Here is a 25,586-nt window from a genome sequence, read left to right on the forward strand (position 1 = left end):
TTTTTCTAGACTCCCCCTATTGATTAGATTATCTGTATTCAATAATGTGGTCTTTTAAGCACTGAATGGCATGGTCAACGTCTCTAGTTTTGAAAGCATCCAATAAATCACTATGAGCTTCAGTGAATTTTTTTAAATCTAAAGATGTTTCGTTTTGATACGTAAAGAGCAAACGCATGCGGTTAAAAATGGCATCCCATAAATTAGAAACATTATTCATATTAGAGGCATGGATAATCAATTCGTGAAATTGCATATCCAAGTCGCTAAAAAGAGGATGATCATTAAATATAGACGCACGTCTCATTAGCTCAACAACTTCTTCGAAGTTTTTAAAATTTTGGTCATTCCATGTCGGCAACGTTTTCAAAGCAAATGTCTCAATGTTAATTCTCATGGGAACCAACAACTCCGTCACTTCTTCTGTTGTAATGTGACTTACTTTCGTTTCTTTATAGGCGGTGGAAATAAGAAGACCTTCCATAACTAATAATTGTATAGCTTCACGCACAGGTCCTCGACTCACACCCAAATTACCCGATAATGTTGTTTCTGTCACTTTTTCACCAGGACTAAGATTTCCTTTGAAAATGGATTTTCTGATTTCCTCAGCAATTTGATGTTTTAATGAACTTTTCTTTAGATGATCCATCATTGTAGCACCTCAATCGCTACTGTAATATGGTTTATTTAAAGTGATTACATTATATTATATACTAAGATTGTTGACAATAAAATGACCTTGGATCGAAAGCCAACCATCAAGTCACCCGTTATTGGGTATAGCTTGATGGGTAGCATGTAGCAAGTCCGACCCTTGATGGTCATCTACTCGAACCAATGGATGGGTTCAGGTGCCAAGTTAATATTGATTTGTTTCGTTTCCTGATATTCGTCCAAGCCGTATGTCCCCAAGCTTCTGCCGATGCCGCTTTGTTTATAACCTCCCCATGGCGCTTGTTCGTCTGTGAGGTGATAGGTGTTGACCCAGGTGATGCCGGCACGGATTTTTTTAATCAAACGCAGTGCTTTATTTTGATCCTTGGAAAATACAGCACCTGCAAGACCATAATCAGTATCATTGGCTGTTTTGATCGCGTCATCTTCGTCTTTGAACTTTTGAATGGTTACAATAGGTCCAAAGATTTCCTCTTGCACGATTCGCATATCGTTTGTCACGTTTGTAAAAATTGTGGGCTCGAAAAAAAGCCCTTTTTCCAGTTCACCGCTTTTTATTTTGCTGCCGCCTAACGCGAGATGTGCACCCTCTTCTTTTCCGATTTGGACATATTCCAATATGTTTTCAAGATGCTTCTGGCTCACGATGGCTCCCATTTCTGCGTTTTCATCGTGGCCTGGGCCAACCTTGATTGCCTTTGCCCTTTCAATATAGTTTTTCACAAATTTATCGTATATGCCTTCTTGGACAAGGATTCGACTTCCGGACGTACAAACTTGCCCCGCACCCATGTAAATGCCAAATAAAGCGTAATCAACTGCTGTATCCAGATCGGCATCGTCAAAGATGATGTTCGGAGATTTCCCTCCCATCTCAAGGGATACTTTTTTCATATTACCAGTGGCAGCTTTCATAATATGTCGCCCGACCGCTGTACTTCCGGTAAAAGAAACGATATCTACGTCTTTGCTTTCTGAAATCGTTTGACCGGCCTCAGAGCCCAAGCCCAATATCAGGTTGGCGACGCCTTTCGGCAAATCCGTTTCATCCATTAACTCAAATAACTTCACGGCTGTTAGGGGCGTGATTTCTGCTGGTTTCAAGATAATTGTATTACCTGCAGCCAATGCGGGGGCAATCTTCCATACACTCATTAATAACGGAAAGTTCCAAGGTACAATCAACCCGGCAGTTCCTATAGGCTCCTTCACGATGAGCGTTTGCAGATCTTCTGAAGCTTCATATGTTTGGTCACTCGTCGTGTTCAAGAGATCCGCATAATAACGAAAACAATTGATCGCATCTTGAACATCAGAATCAGCTTCTCGTTTTGTTTTACCATTATTTTGTACTTCCAAATCAATAAGCGTATTTTCATTATCTTCCATTTTCTCCGCAATTTTTCGTAGTACGCTCGCTCTTTCTTGTGGCAGTAAGTCGGACCATACGCCGCTTTCAAATGTGCGCTTTGCTGTTTTGATCGCTTCTTCTGTCTCTTCTTTTGTGGTGTTTGATGCAACCGCAATGACTTCCTGTGTGGCAGGGTCAATAACATTGACGGTCGTCTCGCTGCTTGATGCCACCCATTCGCCGTTTATATACATTTTCAAATGTCTTGTCATCGTCTTGGACCCTCCCTATGACTGACGTTGGCCCCATTAAGACTTCGGGCGGAATGATTGAATATATTCATCCGACTCCTCATATGCCATCGGTAACGCATGCATATCAACGACGATCATCGAAGGCTTTTGGCTTGCGAGAGCCGTTTCTAAGCAATTTTTGAAATCATCCACAGAGGCTGCCTTTTCAGCTTCGAATCCCATGGACATGGCCATCATGACGAAGTCAGGATTTTTCAAATCAACCGACGTGCGTCTTCCATAAGCGGATTCTTGTAAATATCTTAATATACCGTAGCCCCCATCATCGAATAAAAGAATCGTGATCGGTGCATCTTCTTGGATAGCGGTCATCATTTCACTGGCATTCACCATGAATCCACCGTCTCCGGCGATGAGGACGACCGGCTTCTCTTTCTGGCCGATCTTCGCCCCAAGTGCCATCGGCAAGCCTTGTCCAATGCCGCCACCGGTTGCATGAATCGACGTCTTGGGGTCATAAATATCGAGTAGTTTATTCCCCCACGTATAAGCCGGTATCGTCACATCCCTAACCAGAATTGTATCAGCCGGCATGCGCTCACGCATAATATCTACGATGTCACCATACGGGCCGATGTTGCGACGCAGATGATCCCGGACTTCTTGACGCTTTGACTTGACTTCATCCACATAAGCCGGATCCGAGGAAATATTTTCATGATCCAAAGCGCTGTTTAACGTTTTAAGAATTAACCCTGCATCTCCAACCAAGCTGTATAATGTGTCAAAATTACGATTAAACGCATGCGGGTCCGCGTCTATATTGATATGATTTTCAGGGGTAGGTAACGTCCAATCATTTGTTTCCTCGCCACGGAAGCGAGTCCCGATACTGATCAGTAAATCTGATTTATTCAACAGCGCCTCGACTTGAGGTGTAGCCGCAAAATTACCGATACTTAACGGATGATTTTCAGGAATGGACCCTTTGCCTGATTCACTGGTGATGACCGCGGGCTGAATCACGTCCACAAATGCTTTGAGCTCATCGGAAGCGCCTGAAGCGATGACGCCTTTTCCCGCCCAGATGACCGGTCGCTTCGCCTCCTGAATTTTTTTAATGACATCAGATGGAATCTCCACATCACTTTCTGTTTTAGTTGCTTTAGCTTCCATCAATTGGGTATCTGGGATGATTTCATTTTGAAAATTAGTGGGGATCAAAACCGTCACAGGCCCTGTCGGAATCGCAAGAGCCTCATTCATCGCTTCTCGGATAAACGGTGTGATTTGTTTCGGCCGCTTTAACAAATAGGCTTGCTTACTGGCGCCGTCCATCATTTTCAACTGATCTTTGCATTCATGTATATAACGTTGGTCCGTCCCTATATAATGAGAATCGGCCTCTCCGGTAATATGGAGGAGTGGCGTACCGGAATTCCATGTTTCGGTTAGGGCACCTGCCGCGTTCCCTGCGCCGGCTCCCGTACTTGTCATGACGACACCTAGCTTGCCTGTAGCCCGGGCATATGCATCTGCCATATTGACCGCACCGCTTTCTCCACGTGCTGTGACTAATCGAATATTCCCATCGCGCAGGATCGCATCATAGATCGGCATGTTATGAACACTTACGATCCCATAGACGACGTCGACGCCGGTCTGTACAAGCTCTTTTACGATGGCGTCTGAAACAGTAAACGCTGTTTGATGAGTCACTTTATTCCTCCGTCTATTTAAAATTTATTTTTGTTTTAACATCGACATTTATTTTCTCTTGTGTACCGGAACGCTTTTAATGGGAAGTTTCCTCTTTCGATGGTCCCGCGTATTCCAATAAACCGCTTATGGCCGGTCTGAATATCTCATAAGCGACTTCTCTTTGATATCTACTTTGCTTTTTACTTTCCGCAAATAAATGAGACGTATTTTTCCGGCATAATTGTTCAATATCATCGATAACAGCTTGCGGATTAGGGTCTACGCCCCCAAAAATAATGGCGTCATAAAACCTTATGGCCCCTAGGTTGGTCACAAAATCATTGACAATATCAATGCCTCTTTGTCTAATGATTGCATCCCCTTCTGAGGAGATAGGAATATTTGCTGCTTCCACAATCAAATTTGCTTTAACCATGTCAGCGTTAGATTTGTTAATGACATCTTCTAACGCAGATGGAATTAAAATATCGCAGTCCACATTGAGCCATTCTGTGTTTGACCTTACATTGTAATGCGACTCAAAATAGACTTGATCCATCTCTCCGTATTCATTTTTATGATCAATCAGTTTCTGAACATTCAATCCTTCGTCACACGTGACTAAAAGATTTGCATCTGAAATCCCAACAACTTTATAGCCTAATTGAGACATTTTCAATGCACAGCTCGCGCCTACACTGCCAAACCCTTGAATAACAACTTTTGCTCCTTCTTGGCCTTTTTTATATGTCCAAGCCTCATCTGCCGCGAATGCCGCCCCGTATCCTGTAACGACATCATTTAACAACAATCCGTCCATTCTGGTCGTCAATAGTTCATCGTAATGCTTTATCCCTTGTAAGACTTTTGGATTTTGTTTCATGGGCTTCGTCATAGGGATATCAATGCCAAATTCATGAAAAATTTCGAGTATATCTTCATAGTTCGTCCCTAAATCACTACCTAAAGATACTCCGATGTCAACATAAGGCATCATTGCAATCAGAAATCTTCTTAAAACGGCTGATGCATCCGACGCTTTGTAGTCATAGGCAATCCCCGCTTTACACCCTCCGGTCGTTTCACTTTCACTGGCTACATATTTATAAGCCATCGCCTCAGCTAGCCTCACAACCTCTTCTTTCGTCACAGATGGATGCATTCTCGTCCCGCCGCCTGTATAGCCATTCACGAAATTATGAATCACTAGCCATCCTTCTGCATCTGTTTCGGTATCATTCCACTCCACCACTAAGTATGGTTTTAACATAACGAACCTCCCAGTCGACGTTTCCTGTAAAAACGGGAATATCCTTTGTAACAAAGGCCACACACATTAGGATCCGTTACAGCGAAGCTATTCATGAGGGGCAAACAGATAAAACGGATTGCCATTCATATCCTCGCTTGTATTAGGCCCATTCGTTAATCATATTCATTACTTCAAATTTTTCAAGCGTTATGAAACGTTAATCGATCGGTTTCCATCTATGCCTGCCCTATTTTCGGGAACAGGTTGGTGCTGTGTTGCGGCTGTAGGCGACTATTGGGGTCAAGGTATGCGGTCACATTGCTTATGGCTGTTGGTGCTTCTCCAAATCCAGTGGCAATGAGTTTGACTTTCCCTTCATACGTCGTTATATCACCGGCTCCAAAAATACCTTCAACATTAGTTTCCATTTTAGAATTAACAACAATCGAATTTTTTTCAATCTCCAGTCCCCAATTTTTAATCGGCCCCAGGGAAGATATAAACCCGTAATTAACAATCAGATCGTCAATTTCATGCTCTTCTTGCTTGTCCCCTTTGGCTTCCTGGATCACGATTTTGTTCAATGCTTGATCGTCCCCGATAATTTCCTCGATTTTATAGGGGGTCAACACATTAATACTTGATCGCTCAAGTTTTTCCACACTGTGTTCGTGTGCTCTAAATTTGCTGCGTCGATGACACAAGTGTACGTTTTTTGCAATCGGTTCAAGCATTAACGCCCAATCCACAGCCGAATCGCCGCCGCCACAAACAAAGACGTCTTTGCCTTCAAACTGGTTAAGGTCATCAATAAAATAATGAAGATTTTTGTTTTCATACCTTTGAGCATTCTCCAATGCCAATCGGCGTGGTTGGAAGGAACCGACACCAGCTGTGATCAAGATCGTTTTGGAAAAGTGAACATTTTCCTCCGTGGACAGGGTAAACCATCCTTCATCGTCTTTTTCAATCTGTTGCACCGTTTCATTTAATACGATGGAAGGTTCAAATTGCATCGTTTGTCCTTTTAATTGATCCACCAACCCCTGTCCGGTCACCTCTGAAAAACCGGCCACATCATAGATATATTTTTCGGGATACAACGCAGATAGTTGCCCGCCGAGTTCCGGCATGCTTTCAATGACTTTCACTTTTAATTGACGCATGCCGGCGTAAAAAGCAGCAAATAATCCTGCCGGTCCGCCCCCGATGATGGTTACATCATAAGTTTCCTGTTGAGGCAACAGCTATAACCTCCTTTCTGGGTACTATCGTATCTTCAAGATCCTTATTATCAGCACTTATTTCTTCGTAGAAACGACCACATCGTCTCCCTCAAAAGACACGTTGAAATTCCCAAGCTTGCGGTTGCTATCGACGATCATGCGACCTTCATTCTTGATGTCAAATTCAATCCCGTGCCAAGGGCAGCGAAGAACCTCGCCTTCCTTCTCGTAATGGTATTCTCCAGGCGTATCCGTAGGGGCAGGAGCACCGCACAACACACCTTCCGACATGGGCGCCCCTTGGTGAACACATTTATTCGTAAAAGCATAAAATTCACCGTCAGGTGTACGGCACAAAACGATCGGGATCGGACCTACATGGGCACTCATGATATTTCCGGGGGATAATTCTTCTTTCTTGCACACCACTTCTTTCATTGTGTAACTTTCCTTTCTGGTAATTTCGGGTATAATTTTCTAGCATTTTCTGCGAAAATCTTTTTTTCCAAATCCTCTCCGAGAGGTGGAAGTGCCCGAAATGGAGAATCATAATCCCAATGCGGATAATCCGTTGAAAAGCAAACGATCTCGTCTGAACCCATAAGATCAATAAACTTTAGGAATTCGTCCCGTGTTAGCTCATCGACAGGCTGGGTCGTAACCCGGACATGATCCTTAACAATATCGCTTGGCATCCGCTTAACCCAGGGGACCTCATGACGAAGTACTTTATATTGCTGATCCATTTTCTTCATAAACGCAGGGATATATGTGAAACCGGCCTCGATCATCGCCAACTTCAGATTCGGGTATTTTTCAAAAACGCCGTTAAAGATCATACTGCTAACCTGAATCATATGCGTATTCGGCATGACGGAATGCCATTCAACAAAGTAACGTGGAAATTTGCCGTAGTAGTTCGGTGGTTCTTGATGATGCATACCGATGATCAGGTTATGGCGTTCAGCTGCCTCAAAAATCGGGTGATAATACGGATCTCCCCAAGGGCGATCATCAATAGGCAACAGCACTTGCACCATTTTCGGATGGGAGCCAACCCGTTCGATCTCTCTGACCGCAGATGCAGGATCCTGGGCCGCAACGTGAACAGATCCATATAAACGATCATCTTTCTCTAACCAATTTTCAATTTGCCAATCATTATAGGCAGTCGCTAATGCTACGGCCATCTCATACCAACCATTCATCGATGATGGAGACGGATCACCCGCTCCCGTTAAAATCCCGGCCTCATGACCAACATCATCGAGTAATTGTTGTTGCAAAAATGAGAGATCGTTTCCTGCCGGACGACCGTCAGGCACTTGAGCATCCGCCCGATCCAGTCCGGCTGCTCCTAATATAGGATAGGGGAGGTGTTTTTCCTGCACCCAATTCGTATCTTTTATATATCTTTGCCAAGGATTATCCAAGTAGGGAAGCAGCTCATCGTAAGTAACCCTTTCGTGAATATCCATGTCAATAATCGGACGTTTTTGTTTTGTTTGCTTTTGCTCTGCCAATTTACATCTCTCCTTGTATTCATTATCAAATACCCTTGTCACAGCCAAGTGATCATAGGTGTTTCCTAATCAAATTGAGGCTCGCGTGAAAAGACTCTTCTTACCATGGGTTCAAAGAACTCGATCGGTAAATATTCATAATCCGGATCAAAGCAATTTTGATCGTAGTCCCTGCAAAACTTCACACAATCATCATAATAAGGGTGATCTTTGAATTGATCTCGTGCATTTCTTTCTTCCTCAGATAGATGACTCATGTAGTGTTGTTGAAAGACCGGATGCATTTTGATGATCCATGTGACTTTTTTGGATAGATAAGGTTTCGTAATGGCGGCGACCATTTCTCCGTGCGTATGAGGCGCTAATTCGTCGCCGATATCATGTAAAAGGCCACCGACAATCATATCCTCATCTTCACCATTTCGATACGCTCTTGTTGCCGATTGTAAAGAATGCTCATAACGGGAGATTCGGTAACCACTAAAACTATGTTCAAGGTTTTTTACCGTCTGCAATAATCGATCCGGCAGACCTGTATTAAACCCATCCTCCAATGCCTCCAAAAAAGTGAAATCTTCTTCAGTCCCATCATTCATCTCTCTAAAATTGACGACCTTTTGCATTGATGAAACCTCCTTCAAATGTTTAACATTCGTGTCATGACTTTCACGATATTAATCCAGCAAATCAGGTTGCGCATTGACCATACGTTCCCACAAAGGCTGGAAATTTTCCCAACCATCTTTTTCTCTCCCAACCTGCTGAGCCGTTAATTCCGCATTTTTTGGGTCGATGGGATTAACGATACCAGCAGCTTCCGCTAACAATTGGGATTGACAAGAACGCTCCATTGTAATGAACCAAAAAGCTGCTGCATCAACCGATTGACCAACGGTTAGGGGGCCGTGACTTCTTAATAGCACGGCTTTATTGTTTCCTAACGCCTGCGCAACTTTTTCCCCTTCTTTTTCTTCATAAACAACGCCTGAAAATTCATCCAAAACGGAATGATCATTATAAAACGCACAAGAATCTTGTGTAAGTGGATCGAGCAACCGTCCGCTTGCCGACCAAGTTTTCCCATATATTGGATGGGCATGCGCAGACGCAATCACATCCGGCCTAGCCTTGTGAACAGCGGAATGAATCATAAAAGCTGACTTATGAATCGAATAGTTTCCCTCAACAACCTCCCCCTGGTCATTGACTAAGATGAGATCCGTGGTCTTCATTTCACTAAAAGGCATGCCATACGGATTCACCCATAAATGATCTTTAAATTCGGGGTCACGATATGTAATGTGACCGGCTGTCCCCTCACTAAATCCAAAGCGGGCAAATAAACGAAAAGCCGCTGCCAAGCGTTGTTTGCCGTGTTTACGCTCTTCGTTAACATCCGCAAACGTCGGTTGCTGCAGGTAGTCTTGAACACCTTTACCGTTTACACGTTCTTCTTGATTATTATCAACAACCAATTCCAAACCTCCTTTGTTTCACTATGAATGAGACTGGCAATGGAAAGAGGCTTATCATCCCTTTCGGCAATTATAATAACACTTATTATATGATTGTCAACAATATTATAATCAATCATTATTATTATTGACAAGTATGCGTTAAGAGGTTACTTTAATAGAGTGTTTAATTTAATAAAAAGGAGATTTTCATTGTGCCTTTTGTCATTACGTCGCCATGCTTACATGAAAAGAATGCAGAGTGCACGGAGGTTTGCCCTGTAGATTGTATCGAAGAAGGCGATGACATGTTCCACATTGATCCCAATGTGTGTATTGATTGCGGCGCTTGTGAAGCAGTATGTCCCGTAGATGCGATCTATACAGTGGAGGATGTTCCCGACAAAGAACAAAAATATATCGAGGTCAACCAACGCTTTTTTCAATAATACTTCCATAGGAGGTTAATATAGCGTGAATGATTTTTATCACTCGCATGGCGATGAAGACGTTAAACATGGGTACGTGAACGTTAATGGCATTCAACTTCATTATGTCACTAGCGGTGAGAATGACGCACCGGTTTGTATCTTGCTGCACGGATTTCCACAAAATTGGCTTTCCTGGCGGTATGTCATTCCAAAAATTAGACGTACCCATAAAGTGATAGCTGTAGATTTAAGAGGATACGGGGGATCTGATAAACCCAATGATATAAAAGATTATGAGAAAAAAATGATGGCAAGTGACATAAAAGAGTTGCTTCATCACTTTCGTGTAAAAAGTGCTTTAATCGTGGGTCACGATAGAGGTGCTCGAGTAGCAAGACGTCTGGCATTAGATTATCCTGACCTTGTGGATAGACTTGTACTTATGGACATCATGCCAACAGAGTATATCTATGATTCATTGTCCATTTCTGAAGCGAGTGATAACTATTGGCAATGGGTTTTCCCATTGGCTCATGGACTACCGGAAGCATTAATCAAAGGAAAAGAAGAAGATTATCTGACGTTCTTATTACACCAAGGCAAAGATTTCTTTGATTTGTTAAAGTCAGATGGATCCTGGGAGCACTACTTGGCAAGTTGGCAACAACCGGGGGCTATTTTGGCGGCTCTTAATGACTATAGAGCGTCTTACCACATAGACTTGCCAAGATATCGTGCAGAAGCAAACAAACATGTCACATTAAACATTAATACACTCTTATTATGGGGTGAGCAAGGAAATGTGGCCCATTTTCCCGTACTTGATGTATGGCGTCGTACGATCCCAAATGCGATTGGCCGAGAAATAAAAGGGTGTGGGCATTACCTTCCGGAAGAAAAACCAAAAGAAGTCGCGCAAACGATCATCGATTTCTCACAAAATACGTTAACAAGCTAAATTAGCTTACTGATAAATGAAAGAAAACTATGGAGGTGTTGTGCGTTGCTTACGTTTGAAAATGTATCGAAAACCTATAAGGGCGGTACATATGCTGTTAAAAATCTTTCTTTGGAAATTGAAAAAGGAGAATTTGTGGTTTTCATCGGCCCCAGTGGTTGCGGAAAAACGACGACCATGAAAATGATTAATCGCCTGATTGACCCTTCAGAAGGGGTGATATCCATCGATGAGAAGAATGCCGTCGACCAAGATGCCGTTCAATTACGTCGCGAAATCGGGTATGTCATTCAACAGATCGGTTTGTTCCCGCATATGACCATTCAGGATAATATCACGCTCGTTCCGAAGTTATTGAATTGGTCAAAAGAAAAACGAATAGAACGAGCCAAAGAATTACTGCAGCTCGTCGAAATGGATGACGAGTATTTAACGCGTTATCCGAACGAACTTAGCGGGGGGCAGCAGCAACGGATCGGGGTGCTCCGAGCGTTAGCTGCAGACCCGCCGCTCATCTTAATGGACGAGCCTTTCGGCGCGCTTGACCCAATTACCCGCGACACGCTACAGGATGAATTTAAAAAGTTACAGCAACATTTAGGGAAAACGATTGTTTTTGTTACCCATGATATGGATGAAGCTTTAAAACTCGCGGACCGTATGGTCATTTTAAAAGACGGTGAACTGGTACAAATCGGAACACCTGACGAAATTTTATCCGAACCTGCCGATGCATTCGTCGAAGAATTTATTGGCAAGGATCGCCTTTTGCAAATGCGTGCGAATGTTGAAAGCGTCGAAAGTATCATGAATAAGAACCCGATCACGGTCCATGAAAGTGCTACGATTTCCGAAGCCATCCAAGTGATGCGCGAAAAACGTGTTGATTCACTTCTGATCATCAACAATATGAATATTTTAAAAGGCTACGTAGATATTGAGATGATTAAGTCCGCCCATGAGGACCATAGCGATAAAACCATCGCAGACATCCTGCTGACCAAAGTCCGCACGGTTCATAAATCAGCGAGGCTGAGAGATTCAGTCCATCGAATCTTAAAGCTGGGTACAAGCTACGTTCCGGTCGTTGACGATGACAAGCGTTTGCTTGGGATTCTCACTCGTGCCACACTCGTGGACGTCGTTTATGATTCGATTTGGGGGGATCAAGAGGAAGAGACAGCTGAACAGCAATCTGCAGTTGTTGAGGAGTCGATCTTATGAACGCAGTGATAGAATTCTTTCAAGAGAATGGCGGAAATATGCTCTTATTAACATGGCAACATATTTATATCACCCTAGGCGCCCTATTTCTCGCGATTATCTTCGCTGTCCCTTTAGGCATTTTATTAAACAAAGTGCCAAGAAAAACGGGAAACTTCGTCATTGGCATTGTCAGTATTTTACAGACAGTACCGAGCCTGGCGCTTTTGGCATTAGTGATTCCAATTCTTGGCATCGGCCAAGGACCAGCCATTTTTGCCCTGTTCATCTATGGATTGCTTCCGATTTTACGCAATACGTACGTGGGCATCAGCGGCGTAAGTCCGGATCTTGATGAATCCGGGAAAGGGATGGGCATGACTGCATTCGAACGTATCCGTTACGTAGAATTACCGCTTGCAACACCTGTCATCATGTCAGGGATCCGATTGTCTTCAGTCTACCTCGTCGGATGGGCCACCCTTGCTTCTTATATTGGCGGTGGAGGCCTTGGGGATTTTATTTTTAACGGCCTCAACCATTACCAACCTGAATTTATTTTTGCAGGTGCCATTCCGGTGACGCTGATGGCCTTGTTATTTGAAATAATCCTTTCAAAATGGGAAAAAGGGCTAACTCCAAAAGGATTGAAGCCGACAACAACTTAGGGAGGAAGTTTATGTTTCATAAAAAGCTTAAGTATAGCTGTTTGGCAGGCCTTCTGAGTGTTGGCTTGATAAGTGGATGTTCTCTACCCGGAATAAGCGCAGGCAGCGGGGATGACACCGTAACGATTGTCACGACAGACACATCCGAATCACAGATCATTGGCCATATGCTACGGCTCATGATCGAAAGACAGACAGATGCCAACGTAGACATGGTCAACAATATCGCCACATCGGTTGTTGCGCACCAGGCCATGTTGGATGGGGATGTTAACGTTTCCGCAACTCGTTATACAGGCACTGATATGGCAGCAATCTTAAATGAAGATCCGACGGATTTAGATCCTGACGACGGGATTAACTATATGATGGACGAATACGAGGAACGTTTTGATCAAACGTGGTTTCCCTCTTACGGCTTTGAGAACAATTATGCATTTGCCGTACGTGAAGATCTCGCAGAGGAGGAAGACCTCGAGACCGTATCCGATTTAGAAGCGATTGCTGATACGGCCGATGTTGGGGTGGACACCAATTGGTTGAGCCGTGAAGGAGACGGCTATCCCGCTTTTCAGGACCATTACGGTTTAGAATTTGAAAATATTAACCCGATGCAAATTGGTCTTGTTTACGATGCGCTCGCGAGCGGAAACATGGACGTTGTTCTCGCTTACACGTCGGATGGGCGGATTGATGCCTACGACCTCCAATTATTAGAAGATGATCAGCAATTTTTCCCGCCCTATGACACATCTGCTGTCGCGAACACCGATATGTTAGAAGCTAACCCCGGCGTTGAAGAAGCGATCCTTCAATTGGAAGGTGAAATAAGCACGGAACAAATGCAAGTTTTAAACTATGAAGCGGATGCAGAATTACGTGAACCAGCGACCGTCGCAGAGGACTTTCTGGAAGAAAACAATTATTTTGAGTAATTATCCGAAATGGAGGTGTACGCATGTTTGAAGTCATTGGCGATGTCGTGAGCTACTACACACAAAATTTTAGTTATGTCTCTCAAGAATTTTTCCAACATTTTTTGATGGCAGCATATGGCGTTTTATTTGCGGCGATCGTCGCGATCCCCCTCGGCGTTGTGATCGCACGCTTCAGCCGATTAAGCAATTGGGTCATCCAACTTGCGAACATCATTCAGACGATTCCGCACTTGGCGATGCTCTCCATCCTGATGCTTGCCATGGGGTTAGGCGCGAACACTGTTATTTTCGCTTTGTTCCTGTATTCGCTTCTCCCGATTGTGAAAAACACCTATACCGGGCTAGTGAATGTTGACCAGGTGCTGCTTGATTCCGGCAAGGCTATGGGAATGACAAAAGGTCAACGCTTACGGATGGTTGAACTTCCCCTCTCATTGTCTGTCATCATGGCCGGCCTTCGTAACGCACTTGTTATTGCGATCGGTATTGCGGCGATTGGTGCCTTCTTCGGAGCCGGAGGTCTGGGCGACATCATTGTTCGCGGTACTAACGTCACGGACGGAACGCCGATCATTCTGGCAGGCGCAATTCCGACGGCCTTAATGGCCATTATGGCTGATGTGATTCTGGGAACGCTCGAGAAAATTTTGGATCCGGTAAAATCCCGTAAAAACAAAGGCGAAGATCTTGATCAAGCAGAAACGGCATAATCATATGCATTCACTCTAGGAGCGTATATCAGTATGAATGATCGGGATTTATATTCAAGGTTAGTAAACGAATATGAAACGTATTTGTCTTATGACGGGGTAGATGGGAAACGTTTAGCCAAACGTTTCCATGCGATTTCTGAAATTGGACTGACCGAAGATGGGGGCAGTTATCGTGCAGGCTTTTCGCATGAAGAGCGAGAAGCAAAGGATCTCGTCATAGGTTGGATGAAAGAAGCCGGCTTGACCATTTCGGAAGATGGCGCGGGAAATGTATTTGGCCTCCTTGTCCTGCATTTTGAGTGGATCTCACATAGACAGTGTACCAAATGGAGGCCATTTTGATGGTCTCCTTGGTGTGCTTTCGAGTCTTGAAGTTGTCGAAGCATGGAAAGCGACAGGCTATCGTCCACAACGTCCGTTTGAAGTGGTGATTTTTTCGGATGAAGAAGGAGCAAGGTTTAATAATGGGTTAACGGGGAGCAGAGCGATGGTCAATGACATCGACATGAATATCGAGGTTTGATCATGAATAATGAAGAAGAGGCAAAAAAACGCCATGAGTCATGGCGAGTATCTCCTTTCAGGCCATCGCGTCAAAGCGATGGCCTTTTCCGGTTACATATCGGCCAGATGATTGCAGGGGGCGGCAAGCGTGCGTGTCGTCATCCTTACGGCGATCAATACGCTTTGCCGTGACACGAAAAACCGGTGGATTTGCCTTGATTAACGGCTGCGCAGCTTGCACGCGATTGCCGTATTGAGCGGCAATGACATTATGTTGCATCGGTATATAACCCAACGCACAAACCCCCTTCCTTCCATTTCTATAGATCTATACCCCAAATACATCAACACTACGCCTATTTCTCGTTAAAAGTCCCATTTGCGTATGCCAGGGATACACGCTTTAGGCAAAACGTACATAAGATGTTAACGAACCTGAAGGAAAAGGAGTGATGAACGTGAGCTGCGGTTGCAAAGATTACGAATCGGGCCACTGTGTATGTGACGCGGTGCTCTCCATAAAGGAAGCACAAGATGCTGTCGACAAAAAAATGGATAACTGTATAAACAGTTGTCACACTAACTTGTTAGGTCCAAAAAGACCAGGTAAGATCCAGGACACCATTCCCTTTATGCTAAAAGATAAAAAAAGCAACTTGTTCTGGGCTACCGGCGGACTGACAGCGGATCTTATGGGCGTGTTTGAAACAGTTTTCTTCCGAGTCGAAGATGTTGATGAAAAAAGTTGCTGTGCCACTTTATCGTTGCTGTGCCCGAAAAACGACATCAAATTCACGCATAACTGCTGTGTCGACCCAACATCGCTTTCCGATGTCTATACTCTTGAAAAGACCCATTTCTGTATAGAAGTCGACCTACGCTGTTTCTGTGCGATCCAATGCCTCGATCCGGACCTGATCGACAATGTTGTGAAACGACCGGAGAAAGATAAACATCATCACTACGAGAAGTGATCAAGGGATAATTTCTTCACATCATCGTAATTAATCGTCACAAGGTAAGGGGTTTGTTGGGTCTGCATCGTAAAATACTGCTCCTCCGCAGCAGTAACGGTGCCGACCCATGTTTGTTCTTTCGTTTTACATATACACGTCATTGGGGTACGTTTACGCATTTTTAAAAGAAATTCCACTTTCTCTTTCATGGATTTTTCTGCAAAAGCTTTAGGGACTTTTTCTTCCTTTTTGTTTTCGTTCTGAGCATTGTCTTGACCTAAATGATCATCAATAGGTGCTCGTTTGGCGGTCTGTTCCGATAATGTTGAAGCCAGGTTATCCCTCGTACGAGTGGCATAATGGGACGGTGCACTTCTTTCTTGCCAATCGTACCCTAAATGTTTCGATAAATTAAACGAACGTCTTTTTTCATTTTCTTTATCTTCATCATTTTCTTCATTTTGAATGTTTTGGTCGTCACCCTCATGATTTTCTTCCGGGGATTCCGTTTCTGGGCCTAAATGATTACGTTTGTACAAAACTTCCACTTCGGTACTACCTAGATAAGCGGCTTCATGTTGATCGGGGGTATCGATATATAGCAGCGGTTGAGCACGATTCCTCCGTTTTCGTGTACTCATCTCTTCTCCTCCCTCAGAAAACGTCTTGCTCCATTGTATTCAGTAGATAACAAGCTATGAATGAAAGGGAGAAAGAAACGTGCTTTACGCTCCAGTATACGTTGCCTTTGACACAAGAGACAGGGCTCCTATACTACGTGAACCGAGATTAGGTGATAGGCCAGCGCCTGTTTTATCATGGAGCCACACCTCTTTGCGCATGACTGAATAACGTGTAATAAGAACGATCGTATCGTTCTTCACATCAGAAACACGAGGAGGAACTAAAATGTCTGTCGGATATGGCTTTGGCGGAGGATTTGCGTTGATTGTCGTGCTGTTCATTTTGCTCATCATCGTTGGATCTGCTTACTGTTAATAACCATAAATATGCTAAAATCATCCCCCTGGCCTTTGGGATGATTTTTTTTGCACGTCGAAATGGGCGCGTATAAAACGTTCTTACGGTGGCCGTTTGCAGTTGAAAATAGCATCAGACAGAAGCAAATACAGATAATGGACAAAGATTTGACGATTTTCGCGTGAGTGAAGACAACATTAAAAAAGAGCAAAAGGGATGATTTCCCTCTTACTCTTTTTCGGCCGTAACCGGTTTTTGGGGGGTGGTTCCATACTGCGCGATGATCTCTTCCATATGGTGGCAAGCAGCGTGATGGTCGCTGTTCATATCATCGGTCGCGCGAAGTTCCGGATCTTCCTGTTTGCAAATTTCCGTAGCGAACGGGCAACGGGTGTGGAACCGGCAACCGCTTGGTGGATTCAAAGGCGATGGTACGTCCCCTTCCAACACGATGCGCTCGCTTTTCTTTTCGGGATCCGGAACGGGGATCGCAGAAAGCAATGCACGTGTATACGGATGGCGCGGTTCATCAAACAAGGAATGTTTATCGCCGATTTCCACTATTTTTCCGAGATACATGACAGCGACGCGATCGGAAATATGACGAACAACGCCCAGATCATGGGCAATAAACAAGTACGTAAGATCAAACCGATCCTGCAAATCTTTAAGCAAGTTCAATACTTGCGCCTGAGTAGAAACGTCAAGGGCCGAGACCGCTTCGTCGGCAACGATTAGCTTGGGATCAACGGATAAGGCGCGCGCGATTCCGATTCTTTGCCGCTGGCCCCCGCTGAATTCGTGGGGATAACGTTCGGCTTGTTGTGGGCGGAGGCCAACCACATCCATTAATTCACGAATCCGTGCCGGGCGATCTTTTTTTGGAACCGCGTCTTGAATCGCCATCGCTTCGTCGAGAATTTGCTTGACTTTTTGACGCGGATTCAAGGAAGCAAACGGATCTTGGAAGATAATTTGTATATCTTTCCGTTTTTGACGTAACTCGGATTTGCTTAGATTGCGAAAATCTTCTCCTTCGAAATATATTTCCCCATCCGTCGGTTCTTCCAATCGCAGGATCGCACGTCCGGTCGTCGACTTGCCGCAACCGGACTCGCCAACGATGCTCAACGTCTCCCCTTCGTTTATGGAAAACGAAATATCATCGACTGCTTTAACATCGGCCATTTTGCGGTTGAGGATACCGCCTTTCACCGGAAAATATTTCTTCAAATTTTTCGCCTCAAATAGAGGTGAGCTCATGATTCTTGTTGCACCTCCTTCTTTTTCGTCGGGTTTTCCTTTTCCCATTCGTCTGTATAAATCCAACAACGAACGGCACCACTATCGTTTTCGTCTTCAAGGTTGTCCGTAGGCGCTGCCAATGATGGATGCGTCTTACAAATCTCGGACGCGAATGGACAACGCGAGGCGAATCGACAGCCGTCGGGCATTTCTGCCGGAGATGGTACCGTTCCTTTAATGACTTCCAATTCTTCCACGTCTACATCGTGGCGGGGGATCGACCGCATTAACCCTTGCGTATACGGATGCAACGGTCGGTTGAATAATGTTTTCACATCCGCTTGCTCCACTACTTCACCGGCGTACATAACAGCGACTTGGTCGGCGGTTTCGGCAATGACGCCAAGGTCGTGGGTAATGATCATTACCGCCATCCCCGTTGACTCCTGCAGGCTTTTCATGAGTTCAAGGATCTGAGCCTGAATGGTGACGTCAAGCGCCGTTGTCGGCTCATCAGCAATCAACAATTCAGGTTCGCAAGCGAGCGCCATCGCGATCATCACACGCTGACGCATCCCACCGGACAACTCATGGGGATAACTTTTCGCACGATCTTCCGGTGCCGGAATGCCTACCAGTTTGAGCATGCGAATGACTTCCTGATGAGCTTCGCGTGTACCCATCTTTTTATGAATCTTCACGGTTTCCGCCACCTGATGGCCGACGGTAAACACGGGATTTAAGGAGGTCATTGGTTCTTGGAAGATCATTGAAAGACGATTGCCCCGATATTTTGCAATCTGTCCTTTTGATTTTTTGAGCAAGTCATCGCCGCTCAATTCAATCTTTCCGCCGATAATTTCCCCGGGCGATTGAATGAGTTGCATGACGGAGAGCGAGGTAATACTTTTCCCTGAACCTGACTCCCCGACAATGCCCAACGTTTCGTTGGCCCCGACTTCAAAGTCAACACCGTCGACTGCCTTGACTTCCCCATCAGGTGTAAAAAAAGACGTTTGCAACCCTTCCACTTTTAAAACAGGGGTTTCTTCTTTCGCAGTCACCGTCTATACCCTCCTTTCTTTAATTCAATTCAATTCGTTTATTTAAGACACGATAAAGGATATCGACGAGGAAATTGACGAACACAAAGGTTAATGCCAGTACGATCACGGCTCCTTGCACAACCGGAAAATCCCGCTGGGCAATCGCATCGACAACGAGCCGTCCCAAGCCGTTAATGCTAAAGACCGACTCGGTCAGCACCGCTCCGCTCAAGAAATAGCCAAACTGTAAACCAATGACGGTGACGACCGGAATTAACGCGTTTCTCAGGGCGTGTTTGTAAATGACGAGGCGTTCTTTTACCCCTTTTGCCCTGGCGGTTCGAACGTAATCTTCTCCAATGACTTCCAGCATGGCCGAACGCGTCATACGGGCGATGATTGCTGCCCCGGCCGTCCCCATCGTAATCGCGGGCAAGAAGATCTGCTGCCAATCGCCCCAACCGGAGGTTGGTACCCAACCCAGTTGATTGGCAAACACATACATGAGCATGAGGCCGAGCCAGAAGTTTGGCATCGAGAGCCCGATCACCGCGATTGCCATTGTACCGAAATCACGGACAGAGTTTTGCCTAACCGCTGCAATAATCCCGCCAATAAGGCCGAAGCTTACAGCAACGACTAGTCCCCAAAACGCGAGCTCCAACGTAATCCAAAAACGCGGGGCTACCAATTCCATGACCGGTTGCCCGGTGCGTACGGATTCGCCAAGGTCAAAGCGAAGGAGATCGGCCAAAAAATACCGTATTGTACATATAAAGGCTCATTTAAGCCCAGGTTTTCCCTCATTTGTTCCAATTGTTCTTCCGAAGCCGCTTCTCCGGCCATGACTTGTGCTGCATCCCCGGGGATCAATTGTATGATCAAAAAGGCAACGAGGGTCACGCCGATAATGACCGGTATCAGTTGTAAAAAACGGCGGATAATAAAAATGTGCATTTTTTACGCCTCCTTACTTTTTCGATCTTGGATCCAGCGCATCCCGCAATCCGTCACCCAACATGTTGAAGCCGAGGACAACAAGCACGAGCGCGATCCCCGGAAACAGAGTAAGATGGGGATTGTCCCACATGTAACTTCTTCCCGAGTTCAGCATCGCCCCCCATTCGGGTGTTGGCGGTTGGACGCCGAGGCCGAGGAAGGATAAACCGGCTGCACTGAGGATCGATGTTGCCACCTGCAAAGAAGCTTGTACGATGATCGGCGAGCTAACATTCGGAAGGATATGCTGAAACATAATTTTTCCATCTCTTGCCCCCAAGGCTCGTACCGCTTCTACGTATTCCACAGATTTCACTTCCAACACCGACCCGCGGGTAATCCTGGCAAAGACCGGTATGTTATAAATCGCTAACGCGATAATGACGTTGTTCAGGCTGGGGCCAAGCGCACTTACGATCGCGAGCGCCAACAAGATGCCCGGAAATGCGAGCAATACGTCAGATACGCGCATAATGATGGAATCAATAATGCGGCCATAATAACCCGCCAACAATCCAAGAACGATCCCGAACACCGCGCCGACCGCAACAGACAATACGCCGACATATAACGTTAAATGAGTGCCGTAAATAATTCGACTATATATATCCCTGCCGTTATGATCGGTTCCAAACCAATGTTCCGATGATGGCTGCTGAAAATCGTTGAGTACATCCGTTGAATTTGGGTTATGTGTCATTAAATCAAACGGCAGTATTCGAAGTTGTGACAGCAACGTACTCAAAGCGATAAGTGCAAAGATGATTAAAATAATGCCACCGATTAATGATGATTTGTTGCGTATAAGTTTTTTCATTAGGTTCTTAAAGCGTGATTCCGGCGCTGCGATTTCTTCACGGTCCGGTTGCTGCTTTACGGTTGACCCCATCCTCGCTCAACCCTTTCTCATATTCTTCCAATTAAACTATTTTCATATGAAAGTAGAATCACCATGTTTACAATAAATCATATAAGCGCTCTCGGCAAGGATTATTTAAACATTGTGTGAACTTTCCTATTTAAATTTAATGCGTCAAGCTTACACGAAAGCTTAATTATTGTAAATCGTAATCTTTTTCCGTACAACCCTTTATTTTGTTAGAAAATTAGTATTGAAAACCTTAAATTCGTAAGATATAGTAACAATAGCTTTATAAAAGGGGGAAATCAGGTGAAAAAGTACAAACGATCGAGTTATCTCGTGGGAGCTGCACTCGCCACCAGCCTATTGCTCGCTGCTTGCACGGATGATTCAGACGTAGATAACGGAGAAGACGCAGGAACGGAAGATGGCGGCGAGACCGGCGAAGAAGCTGTCGATGAACCGCAAGAAGGCGGAGATCTTTCCATCGCACTGGCCGGAGAGCCGGATACGGTTGATCCACATGGAACAAATGATAATCAATCTGCGAAAGCACGTACATTAATATATGAAACGTTAGTAAACCAAAATCCCGAAACCCTTGAATTGGAAACGACCGGGTTGGCGGACTCATATGAGCAGCTTGATGAAACAACGTGGGAGTTTGAGCTGCATGAAGGGATTCAATTCCACAATGGTGAAGAATTAACCGCCGATGACGTCGTGGCTACGTTTGATCGTGTCCTCGATGAGGAATTCGCATCTGAAGCAATCGTTCTTTTCGAAATGATTGAAGATGTGGAAGCAATTGATGCGTATACGGTCCAGTTTAACACAGAGTTTCCTTTCGCGCCCTTAGCGGCACATCTGGCACACAACGCGGCCGGAATTATCAGTGAACAAGCCATCGAAGAAGATGAAGCCGGTGAACAAAATTTGGACATTGAAACCGATGGCGGCACTGGTCCGTTTGAATTCGAAGAATGGAATCAGGGAAGCTCGATGGCCTTTACGAAAAATGAAAATTACTGGGGCGAGGAAGCAAACCTTGATAGCGTCACTTATGATATGGTCGATGAAGACCTTACACGCATCAGTATGCTTGATAATAACGAAACACACGTCGCTGATTTAATTCAACCTAATTTGGTCAACCAGGTCGAACAGGCAGAGAGTGCAAGCTTGCTTTCTGTCCCAAGCCTTAGCATGACTTACGTAGGCCTTAACACGAATGCAGAACCATTGGATGACCCCCTCGTACGCCAAGCGGTGACGTTGGCGATCGATAACGACACTTTAGTTGAAGGTATTTATTCAGGCTACGCGGACCCGGCTTATGGGCCTATCAATGATCTTGTTTTCGGCTACGACGACAATATTGATGCGCTCGGTTACGACCCTGCACAAGCCGAAGCGTTGCTCGAAGAAGCCGGGTATGAAGATGGCTTTGAAGCCACCTTGGCAACCAATGACGATAACCCACTGCGTGAACAAACGGCTGAACTTGTTCAAGACGAACTTTCCGACGTGGGCATTGATCTTTCCATTGAAAATGTCGAATGGGGGGCTTTTCTCGAACAATCCGGTGAAGGAGCGTTTGATATGTTCGTTCTCGGATGGGGAACCGTAACCGGGGATGCGGATTATACCATGTACTCCCTCTTCCATTCCGATAATATGGGGGCAGCCGGAAACCGCTCCTTCTACGATAACGAAGAAGCGGACGAGTTGATCATTGAAGCTCGAGAAGAACCAGATGATGATACGCGTGAAGAACTTTACGCGGAACTCCAAAAGATTCTCGTTGAAGACGCTCCGATGATCTACACGGCATTCGATGATCATCGTGTCGGTGTCTCCGACTCTGTAGAAAACTTCGTCCACCATACCAACGGTACCTTTGATCTAAGTGAAACGTATATCACCGAAGAGGCCGAAGGTGGATACTAATCAGCTATACAACCATGCGCGTCAAAGCGCGTGGTTTTTTGTTGGAGTGAGCGCTCTGCAGTTACCGATGAATCGTTTATAGCACTTTGTAATGTAATATTTTTTCTGTCTGTCCCGAATGGCGCACGACAATCCCTTCGCCTCCACCCCCTATGCCTGAACCTTTTTGTTTTATACAGCTTTTAATTATCACATTTCTTTTAATTTTGACAAAAGAATGTATTGAAAGTTTTTAATTCGTAAGATATATTTAGTTTAGCCTTTATTAATACAAAGGACAAAGGGGGAAAAGAGAATGAAGCGTTACAAACGTCGTGGTTACCTCGTCACGGTTGCTCTGGCAACAAGCCTGGTGCTTGCGGCTTGTACGGATGACTCGGATGTAGACGAAGGGACAGATGAAGGGGATTCCAATGGGGAGGAAACCGAAGCAGAGGAAGAGAGCGATGAAGCTGCCGGTGAGCCTCAAGAAGGTGGGGATTTCCACATCTCCATGTCGGGAGAACCTGTATCCATGGACCCGCATGAATCCAATGACAACCAATCTGCAAAAGCACGTTCTTTAATGTATGAAACACTTTTAAATCATCATCCGGAAACGCTTGAACTGGAAACGACCGGTTTGGCAGAATCGTACGAGCAAACCGATGAAAACACCTGGGTTTTTGAGCTGCACGAGGGGGTGAACTTTCATAACGGGGAAGAGTTGACCGCTGACGACGTTGTTGCCACATTCGATCGCGTGCTTGAAGAAGAGCGTGCATCCGAAGCTGCGTTTCTTTTTGAAATGATTGAAAATGTCGAATCGATTGATGACTACACCGTGGAATTTACGACAGAATTTCCTTTTGCTCCATTAGGGGCCCATTTGGCCCATAACGCTGCCGGCATTATGAACGAGGCAGCCATTGAAGAGGACAATGCCGAGGAAATTAACCTGGACATCGAAGGAGTGGGCACCGGTCAATTTGTATTCGAAGAATGGAACCAGGGGGATTCTCTCACTTTAACGAAAAATGATGATTATTGGAGGGACGAGGCAAACCTTGACAGCGTAACATTTGATATTGTCGGGGAAGACCTCACCCGTATCTCAATGCTCGAAAACAATGAAACCCACGTGGCTGACTTAATTCAGCCGAACTTGGTGGATCAAGTAGAAGCGCTTGATACTGCCAGCTTGATTGCAGAACCAAGTTTGAGCTTAACCTATGTTGGGTTTAATACAGAAAAAGAACCGTTCGATGACGTACGTGTTCGCCAAGCAATCTCTATGGCTGTCGATAATGATTTACTGGTAGATGGCATTTACGACGGGTATGGCGAGGCTGCTTATGGACCGATTAACGATCTTGTTTTCGGTTACGATGAAGATTTAGAAGACATCGGTCACGATCTCGAGGAAGCCGAAGAGCTACTTGCTGAAGCCGGCTATGAAGATGGTTTTGAAACGACGCTTTGGATGAACGACGACAACCCTGTGCGCGAACAGACCGCTGAATTAATCCAGGACCAACTCTCTGATATTGGTGTCGATGTTTCCCTGGAAAACGTGGAATGGGGCGCGTATCTGGATCAGACAGCTGAAGGCGAACATGATATGTATGTACTCGGTTGGGTGACCGTAACCGGTGACGCGGACTACGGCATGTACTCGCTGTTCCATTCCGATAACTTTGGCGCACCTGGCAACCGCTCATTTTATGAAAACGAAGAAGTAGATGAACTCCTTGAAGACGCTCGCCAAGAAGAGGATGAAGAGACACGGGAAGAACTGTATTCCGATATTCAGGAAATTCTCGTCGATGAAGCCCCCATGATCTACACGGTCTTTGATGATCTCCGTGTTGGCGTCGCCGATGCTGCAGAAAATTTTGTCCAACATCCAAATGGAACGTTTGATTTAAGTGAGACGTATATTACCGAAGAAGCTGAAGACGACGGCTACTAAGATTAAGCTAGGAAAACCACGCTCGGGCGACCGGCGTGGTTTTCATTTATTGAATGTTGTCGTTCGCCTGTCGCGAGCTTCATACGCCCTTCGGACACCACCCTGCCCGGGCATTTGTCTCCGAACCAGTACGTTCTTATTGGCCAATGGCGATTCCCCTACCATTATCCGCCACAGGACACTCAAACGAGGAATAGGGATCTTCATTCCCCTTTCAGTTTTTCCACCTCCGAGCAGATTTCATGTTGCCATTCATGATCTTCTGTCGCGTAAGCGATATATGACATGGCGGCAAGTTTTTCCTTTTCTCTATAAAAATTTTTTAAGTACTGTTTGCTTTCTTGAAATTCCTGTTGTTCATGGTCGGTCAACAGACGATGATCCGCTTCGAGAACCAAACGAACAAGCCTTTCTGCTACGACGGAGTACAAATGTGATCACTCATTTCCAACATCTCAATGTTTCAACAAACCACCAGAGAAAAATTCCCTCTCATGGAAGCTGACTCCTCATAGCTTCTCCCAAAGAATGTAAAAATATAGCTTTTTTCTTTAAACGTTTGGACTAGCACAACATACCTATGCGTCCAAAGCAGAAAAGGAGTTTTTTGGCTGACATCTAGGTATTTTTGCCTGATCTACATACGGTAAGGCATGCGTGAAGTTCCGGGGCTGACCCATCCGTGGAAAAACAGTGGCAAAGGAAGCAAAAAAAAGAAGGCCTGTTCCGTCCCCTTGCTTAC

Annotated in this window: 27 protein-coding genes and 1 pseudogene; 12 read left to right on the top strand and 16 right to left on the bottom strand. The window is 45.0% G+C overall.

All coding sequences use genetic code 11. The features are described from left to right. Window positions 1–28 precede the first annotated feature (28 nt). The 9 genes from DT065_RS06110 to DT065_RS06150 all read right to left on the bottom strand — a co-directional run bounded on the left by DT065_RS06110 (window position 29) and on the right by DT065_RS06150 (window position 9,460). Window positions 29–655 carry a GntR family transcriptional regulator gene (locus DT065_RS06110; RefSeq protein WP_114371689.1) on the bottom strand — a complete coding sequence of 209 codons (627 nt, stop codon included), beginning with the start codon at window positions 653–655 and terminating at the stop codon, window positions 29–31. A 173-nt stretch (window positions 656–828) separates the two neighbouring features. Then, window positions 829–2,301, bottom strand: a complete 1,473-nt coding sequence (locus DT065_RS06115) for an aldehyde dehydrogenase family protein (protein WP_114371691.1) — start codon at window positions 2,299–2,301, stop codon at window positions 829–831. Between the two features lie 36 nt (window positions 2,302–2,337). After that, window positions 2,338–4,002 carry a thiamine pyrophosphate-binding protein gene (locus tag DT065_RS06120; protein ID WP_114371693.1) on the bottom strand — a complete coding sequence of 555 codons (1,665 nt, stop codon included), beginning with the start codon at window positions 4,000–4,002 and terminating at the stop codon, window positions 2,338–2,340. Between the two features lie 76 nt (window positions 4,003–4,078). After that, window positions 4,079–5,254, bottom strand: coding sequence for a Glu/Leu/Phe/Val family dehydrogenase (locus DT065_RS06125; protein ID WP_114371695.1), 1,176 nt, complete (start codon window positions 5,252–5,254; stop codon window positions 4,079–4,081). A gap of 218 nt (window positions 5,255–5,472) precedes the next feature. Then, a complete protein-coding gene (locus tag DT065_RS06130) occupies window positions 5,473–6,483 on the bottom strand; it encodes an NAD(P)/FAD-dependent oxidoreductase (protein ID WP_114371697.1) in 1,011 nt (336 codons plus the stop codon). A 54-nt stretch (window positions 6,484–6,537) separates the two neighbouring features. Then, complete coding sequence (locus DT065_RS06135) at window positions 6,538–6,900, bottom strand: Rieske (2Fe-2S) protein (protein WP_114371699.1); 363 nt, start codon at window positions 6,898–6,900, stop codon at window positions 6,538–6,540. Continuing rightward, on the bottom strand, window positions 6,897–7,985 hold the full coding sequence (locus DT065_RS06140) for an amidohydrolase family protein (RefSeq protein WP_227002744.1): 1,089 nt from the start codon (window positions 7,983–7,985) through the stop codon (window positions 6,897–6,899). Before DT065_RS06140 ends, DT065_RS06135 begins: the two co-directional genes overlap by 4 nt. Window positions 7,986–8,050: 65 nt before the next feature. Next, window positions 8,051–8,608, bottom strand: coding sequence for an HD domain-containing protein (locus tag DT065_RS06145; RefSeq protein ID WP_114371701.1), 558 nt, complete (start codon window positions 8,606–8,608; stop codon window positions 8,051–8,053). A 51-nt stretch (window positions 8,609–8,659) separates the two neighbouring features. Next, complete coding sequence (locus tag DT065_RS06150; RefSeq protein WP_114371703.1) at window positions 8,660–9,460, bottom strand: class II aldolase/adducin family protein; 801 nt, start codon at window positions 9,458–9,460, stop codon at window positions 8,660–8,662. 194 nt (window positions 9,461–9,654) lie between these two features. Here DT065_RS06150 and DT065_RS06155 point away from each other — a divergent pair, with 194 nt between their 5' ends. Genes DT065_RS06155 through DT065_RS19825 form a run of 8 tightly spaced genes read left to right on the top strand, consistent with a single transcriptional unit; the run spans window position 9,655 to window position 14,873 of the window. Continuing rightward, window positions 9,655–9,888, top strand: a complete 234-nt coding sequence (locus DT065_RS06155) for a ferredoxin family protein (RefSeq protein WP_114371705.1) — start codon at window positions 9,655–9,657, stop codon at window positions 9,886–9,888. 25 nt (window positions 9,889–9,913) lie between these two features. Beyond that, window positions 9,914–10,828: an alpha/beta fold hydrolase gene (locus DT065_RS06160; RefSeq protein ID WP_114371707.1), complete on the top strand. Its 915-nt coding sequence runs from the start codon at window positions 9,914–9,916 to the stop codon at window positions 10,826–10,828. A gap of 45 nt (window positions 10,829–10,873) precedes the next feature. Continuing rightward, the gene (locus DT065_RS06165) at window positions 10,874–12,052 is read left to right on the top strand and encodes a betaine/proline/choline family ABC transporter ATP-binding protein (RefSeq protein ID WP_114371709.1); all 1,179 of its coding nucleotides are present in this window, start codon (window positions 10,874–10,876) and stop codon (window positions 12,050–12,052) included. Further along, entirely contained in the window at window positions 12,049–12,699 is a 651-nt protein-coding gene (locus tag DT065_RS06170) for an ABC transporter permease (RefSeq protein ID WP_114371712.1), read from the top strand. The genes DT065_RS06165 and DT065_RS06170 overlap by 4 nt, the downstream gene beginning before the upstream one ends. An 11-nt stretch (window positions 12,700–12,710) precedes the next feature. Next, a complete protein-coding gene (locus tag DT065_RS06175; RefSeq protein WP_114371714.1) occupies window positions 12,711–13,634 on the top strand; it encodes an osmoprotectant ABC transporter substrate-binding protein in 924 nt (307 codons plus the stop codon). A 23-nt stretch (window positions 13,635–13,657) separates the two neighbouring features. After that, window positions 13,658–14,347: an ABC transporter permease gene (locus tag DT065_RS06180; protein WP_114371716.1), complete on the top strand. Its 690-nt coding sequence runs from the start codon at window positions 13,658–13,660 to the stop codon at window positions 14,345–14,347. Window positions 14,348–14,380: 33 nt separating this feature from the next. Continuing rightward, the gene (locus tag DT065_RS06185) at window positions 14,381–14,692 is read left to right on the top strand and encodes a hypothetical protein (protein ID WP_418314672.1); all 312 of its coding nucleotides are present in this window, start codon (window positions 14,381–14,383) and stop codon (window positions 14,690–14,692) included. Next, a complete protein-coding gene (locus tag DT065_RS19825; RefSeq protein ID WP_418314649.1) occupies window positions 14,619–14,873 on the top strand; it encodes a M20/M25/M40 family metallo-hydrolase in 255 nt (84 codons plus the stop codon). Before DT065_RS06185 ends, DT065_RS19825 begins: the two co-directional genes overlap by 74 nt. Window positions 14,874–14,930: 57 nt before the next feature. Here DT065_RS19825 and DT065_RS06190 read toward each other — a convergent pair whose 3' ends face one another. Next, window positions 14,931–15,149, bottom strand: coding sequence for a hypothetical protein (locus DT065_RS06190; protein ID WP_114371718.1), 219 nt, complete (start codon window positions 15,147–15,149; stop codon window positions 14,931–14,933). 163 nt (window positions 15,150–15,312) lie between these two features. Between DT065_RS06190 and DT065_RS06195 the strand changes: the two genes are divergently transcribed. Continuing rightward, window positions 15,313–15,828 carry a CotY/CotZ family spore coat protein gene (locus DT065_RS06195; protein WP_418314663.1) on the top strand — a complete coding sequence of 172 codons (516 nt, stop codon included), beginning with the start codon at window positions 15,313–15,315 and terminating at the stop codon, window positions 15,826–15,828. On the opposite strand, the gene DT065_RS06200 is transcribed toward DT065_RS06195, so the two are convergent. Then, the gene (locus tag DT065_RS06200; protein ID WP_114371722.1) at window positions 15,816–16,451 is read right to left on the bottom strand and encodes a CotO family spore coat protein; all 636 of its coding nucleotides are present in this window, start codon (window positions 16,449–16,451) and stop codon (window positions 15,816–15,818) included. The genes DT065_RS06195 and DT065_RS06200 overlap by 13 nt on opposite strands. 268 nt (window positions 16,452–16,719) lie before the next feature. Here DT065_RS06200 and DT065_RS06205 point away from each other — a divergent pair, with 268 nt between their 5' ends. Then, window positions 16,720–16,809 carry a YjcZ family sporulation protein gene (locus DT065_RS06205; protein ID WP_114371723.1) on the top strand — a complete coding sequence of 30 codons (90 nt, stop codon included), beginning with the start codon at window positions 16,720–16,722 and terminating at the stop codon, window positions 16,807–16,809. A gap of 210 nt (window positions 16,810–17,019) precedes the next feature. Here the strand turns inward: DT065_RS06205 and DT065_RS06210 are convergent, their stop codons facing one another. The 4 genes and pseudogenes from DT065_RS06210 to nikC form a co-directional block, all read right to left on the bottom strand. Then, complete coding sequence (locus tag DT065_RS06210; RefSeq protein ID WP_114371725.1) at window positions 17,020–18,054, bottom strand: ABC transporter ATP-binding protein; 1,035 nt, start codon at window positions 18,052–18,054, stop codon at window positions 17,020–17,022. Continuing rightward, the gene (locus DT065_RS06215) at window positions 18,051–19,100 is read right to left on the bottom strand and encodes an ABC transporter ATP-binding protein (protein ID WP_114371727.1); all 1,050 of its coding nucleotides are present in this window, start codon (window positions 19,098–19,100) and stop codon (window positions 18,051–18,053) included. The genes DT065_RS06210 and DT065_RS06215 overlap by 4 nt, the downstream gene beginning before the upstream one ends. A gap of 19 nt (window positions 19,101–19,119) precedes the next feature. Continuing rightward, a pseudogene (locus DT065_RS06220) lies at window positions 19,120–20,039 on the bottom strand (ABC transporter permease). Between the two features lie 13 nt (window positions 20,040–20,052). After that, complete coding sequence (nikC, locus tag DT065_RS06225; protein ID WP_114371729.1) at window positions 20,053–20,970, bottom strand: nickel transporter permease; 918 nt, start codon at window positions 20,968–20,970, stop codon at window positions 20,053–20,055. A gap of 282 nt (window positions 20,971–21,252) precedes the next feature. On the opposite strand from nikC, the gene DT065_RS06230 reads away from it, so the two are divergent. Then, the gene (locus DT065_RS06230; protein WP_114371731.1) at window positions 21,253–22,893 is read left to right on the top strand and encodes an ABC transporter substrate-binding protein; all 1,641 of its coding nucleotides are present in this window, start codon (window positions 21,253–21,255) and stop codon (window positions 22,891–22,893) included. Between the two features lie 295 nt (window positions 22,894–23,188). Further along, a complete protein-coding gene (locus DT065_RS06235) occupies window positions 23,189–24,844 on the top strand; it encodes an ABC transporter substrate-binding protein (protein WP_114371733.1) in 1,656 nt (551 codons plus the stop codon). A gap of 203 nt (window positions 24,845–25,047) precedes the next feature. Here DT065_RS06235 and DT065_RS06240 read toward each other — a convergent pair whose 3' ends face one another. After that, window positions 25,048–25,275, bottom strand: a complete 228-nt coding sequence (locus DT065_RS06240) for a DUF7667 family protein (protein ID WP_114371735.1) — start codon at window positions 25,273–25,275, stop codon at window positions 25,048–25,050. Between the last annotated feature and the right edge of the window lie 311 nt (window positions 25,276–25,586).

Source organism: Salicibibacter kimchii, assembly GCF_003336365.1.
GTDB classification, from domain to species: Bacteria; Bacillota; Bacilli; order Bacillales; family Marinococcaceae; genus Salicibibacter; species Salicibibacter kimchii.

Excerpts from the sequence above, each read along its gene's own strand:
- DT065_RS06110 (WP_114371689.1), bottom strand. The coding sequence starts at position 655 with ATGATGGATCATCTAAAGAAAAGTTCATTAAAACATCAAATTGCTGAG.
- DT065_RS06115 (WP_114371691.1), bottom strand. The coding sequence starts at position 2,301 with ATGACAAGACATTTGAAAATGTATATAAACGGCGAATGGGTGGCATCA.
- DT065_RS06125 (WP_114371695.1), bottom strand. The coding sequence starts at position 5,254 with ATGTTAAAACCATACTTAGTGGTGGAGTGGAATGATACCGAAACAGAT.
- DT065_RS06135 (WP_114371699.1), bottom strand. The coding sequence starts at position 6,900 with ATGAAAGAAGTGGTGTGCAAGAAAGAAGAATTATCCCCCGGAAATATC.
- DT065_RS06145 (WP_114371701.1), bottom strand. The coding sequence starts at position 8,608 with ATGCAAAAGGTCGTCAATTTTAGAGAGATGAATGATGGGACTGAAGAA.
- DT065_RS06170 (WP_114371712.1), top strand. The coding sequence starts at position 12,049 with ATGAACGCAGTGATAGAATTCTTTCAAGAGAATGGCGGAAATATGCTC.
- DT065_RS06175 (WP_114371714.1), top strand. The coding sequence starts at position 12,711 with ATGTTTCATAAAAAGCTTAAGTATAGCTGTTTGGCAGGCCTTCTGAGT.
- DT065_RS06180 (WP_114371716.1), top strand. The coding sequence starts at position 13,658 with ATGTTTGAAGTCATTGGCGATGTCGTGAGCTACTACACACAAAATTTT.
- DT065_RS06185 (WP_418314672.1), top strand. The coding sequence starts at position 14,381 with ATGAATGATCGGGATTTATATTCAAGGTTAGTAAACGAATATGAAACG.
- DT065_RS19825 (WP_418314649.1), top strand. The coding sequence starts at position 14,619 with ATGTATTTGGCCTCCTTGTCCTGCATTTTGAGTGGATCTCACATAGAC.
- DT065_RS06200 (WP_114371722.1), bottom strand. The coding sequence starts at position 16,451 with ATGAGTACACGAAAACGGAGGAATCGTGCTCAACCGCTGCTATATATC.
- DT065_RS06205 (WP_114371723.1), top strand. The coding sequence starts at position 16,720 with ATGTCTGTCGGATATGGCTTTGGCGGAGGATTTGCGTTGATTGTCGTG.
- DT065_RS06210 (WP_114371725.1), bottom strand. The coding sequence starts at position 18,054 with ATGAGCTCACCTCTATTTGAGGCGAAAAATTTGAAGAAATATTTTCCG.
- nikC (WP_114371729.1), bottom strand. The coding sequence starts at position 20,970 with ATGGGGTCAACCGTAAAGCAGCAACCGGACCGTGAAGAAATCGCAGCG.
- DT065_RS06235 (WP_114371733.1), top strand. The coding sequence starts at position 23,189 with ATGAAGCGTTACAAACGTCGTGGTTACCTCGTCACGGTTGCTCTGGCA.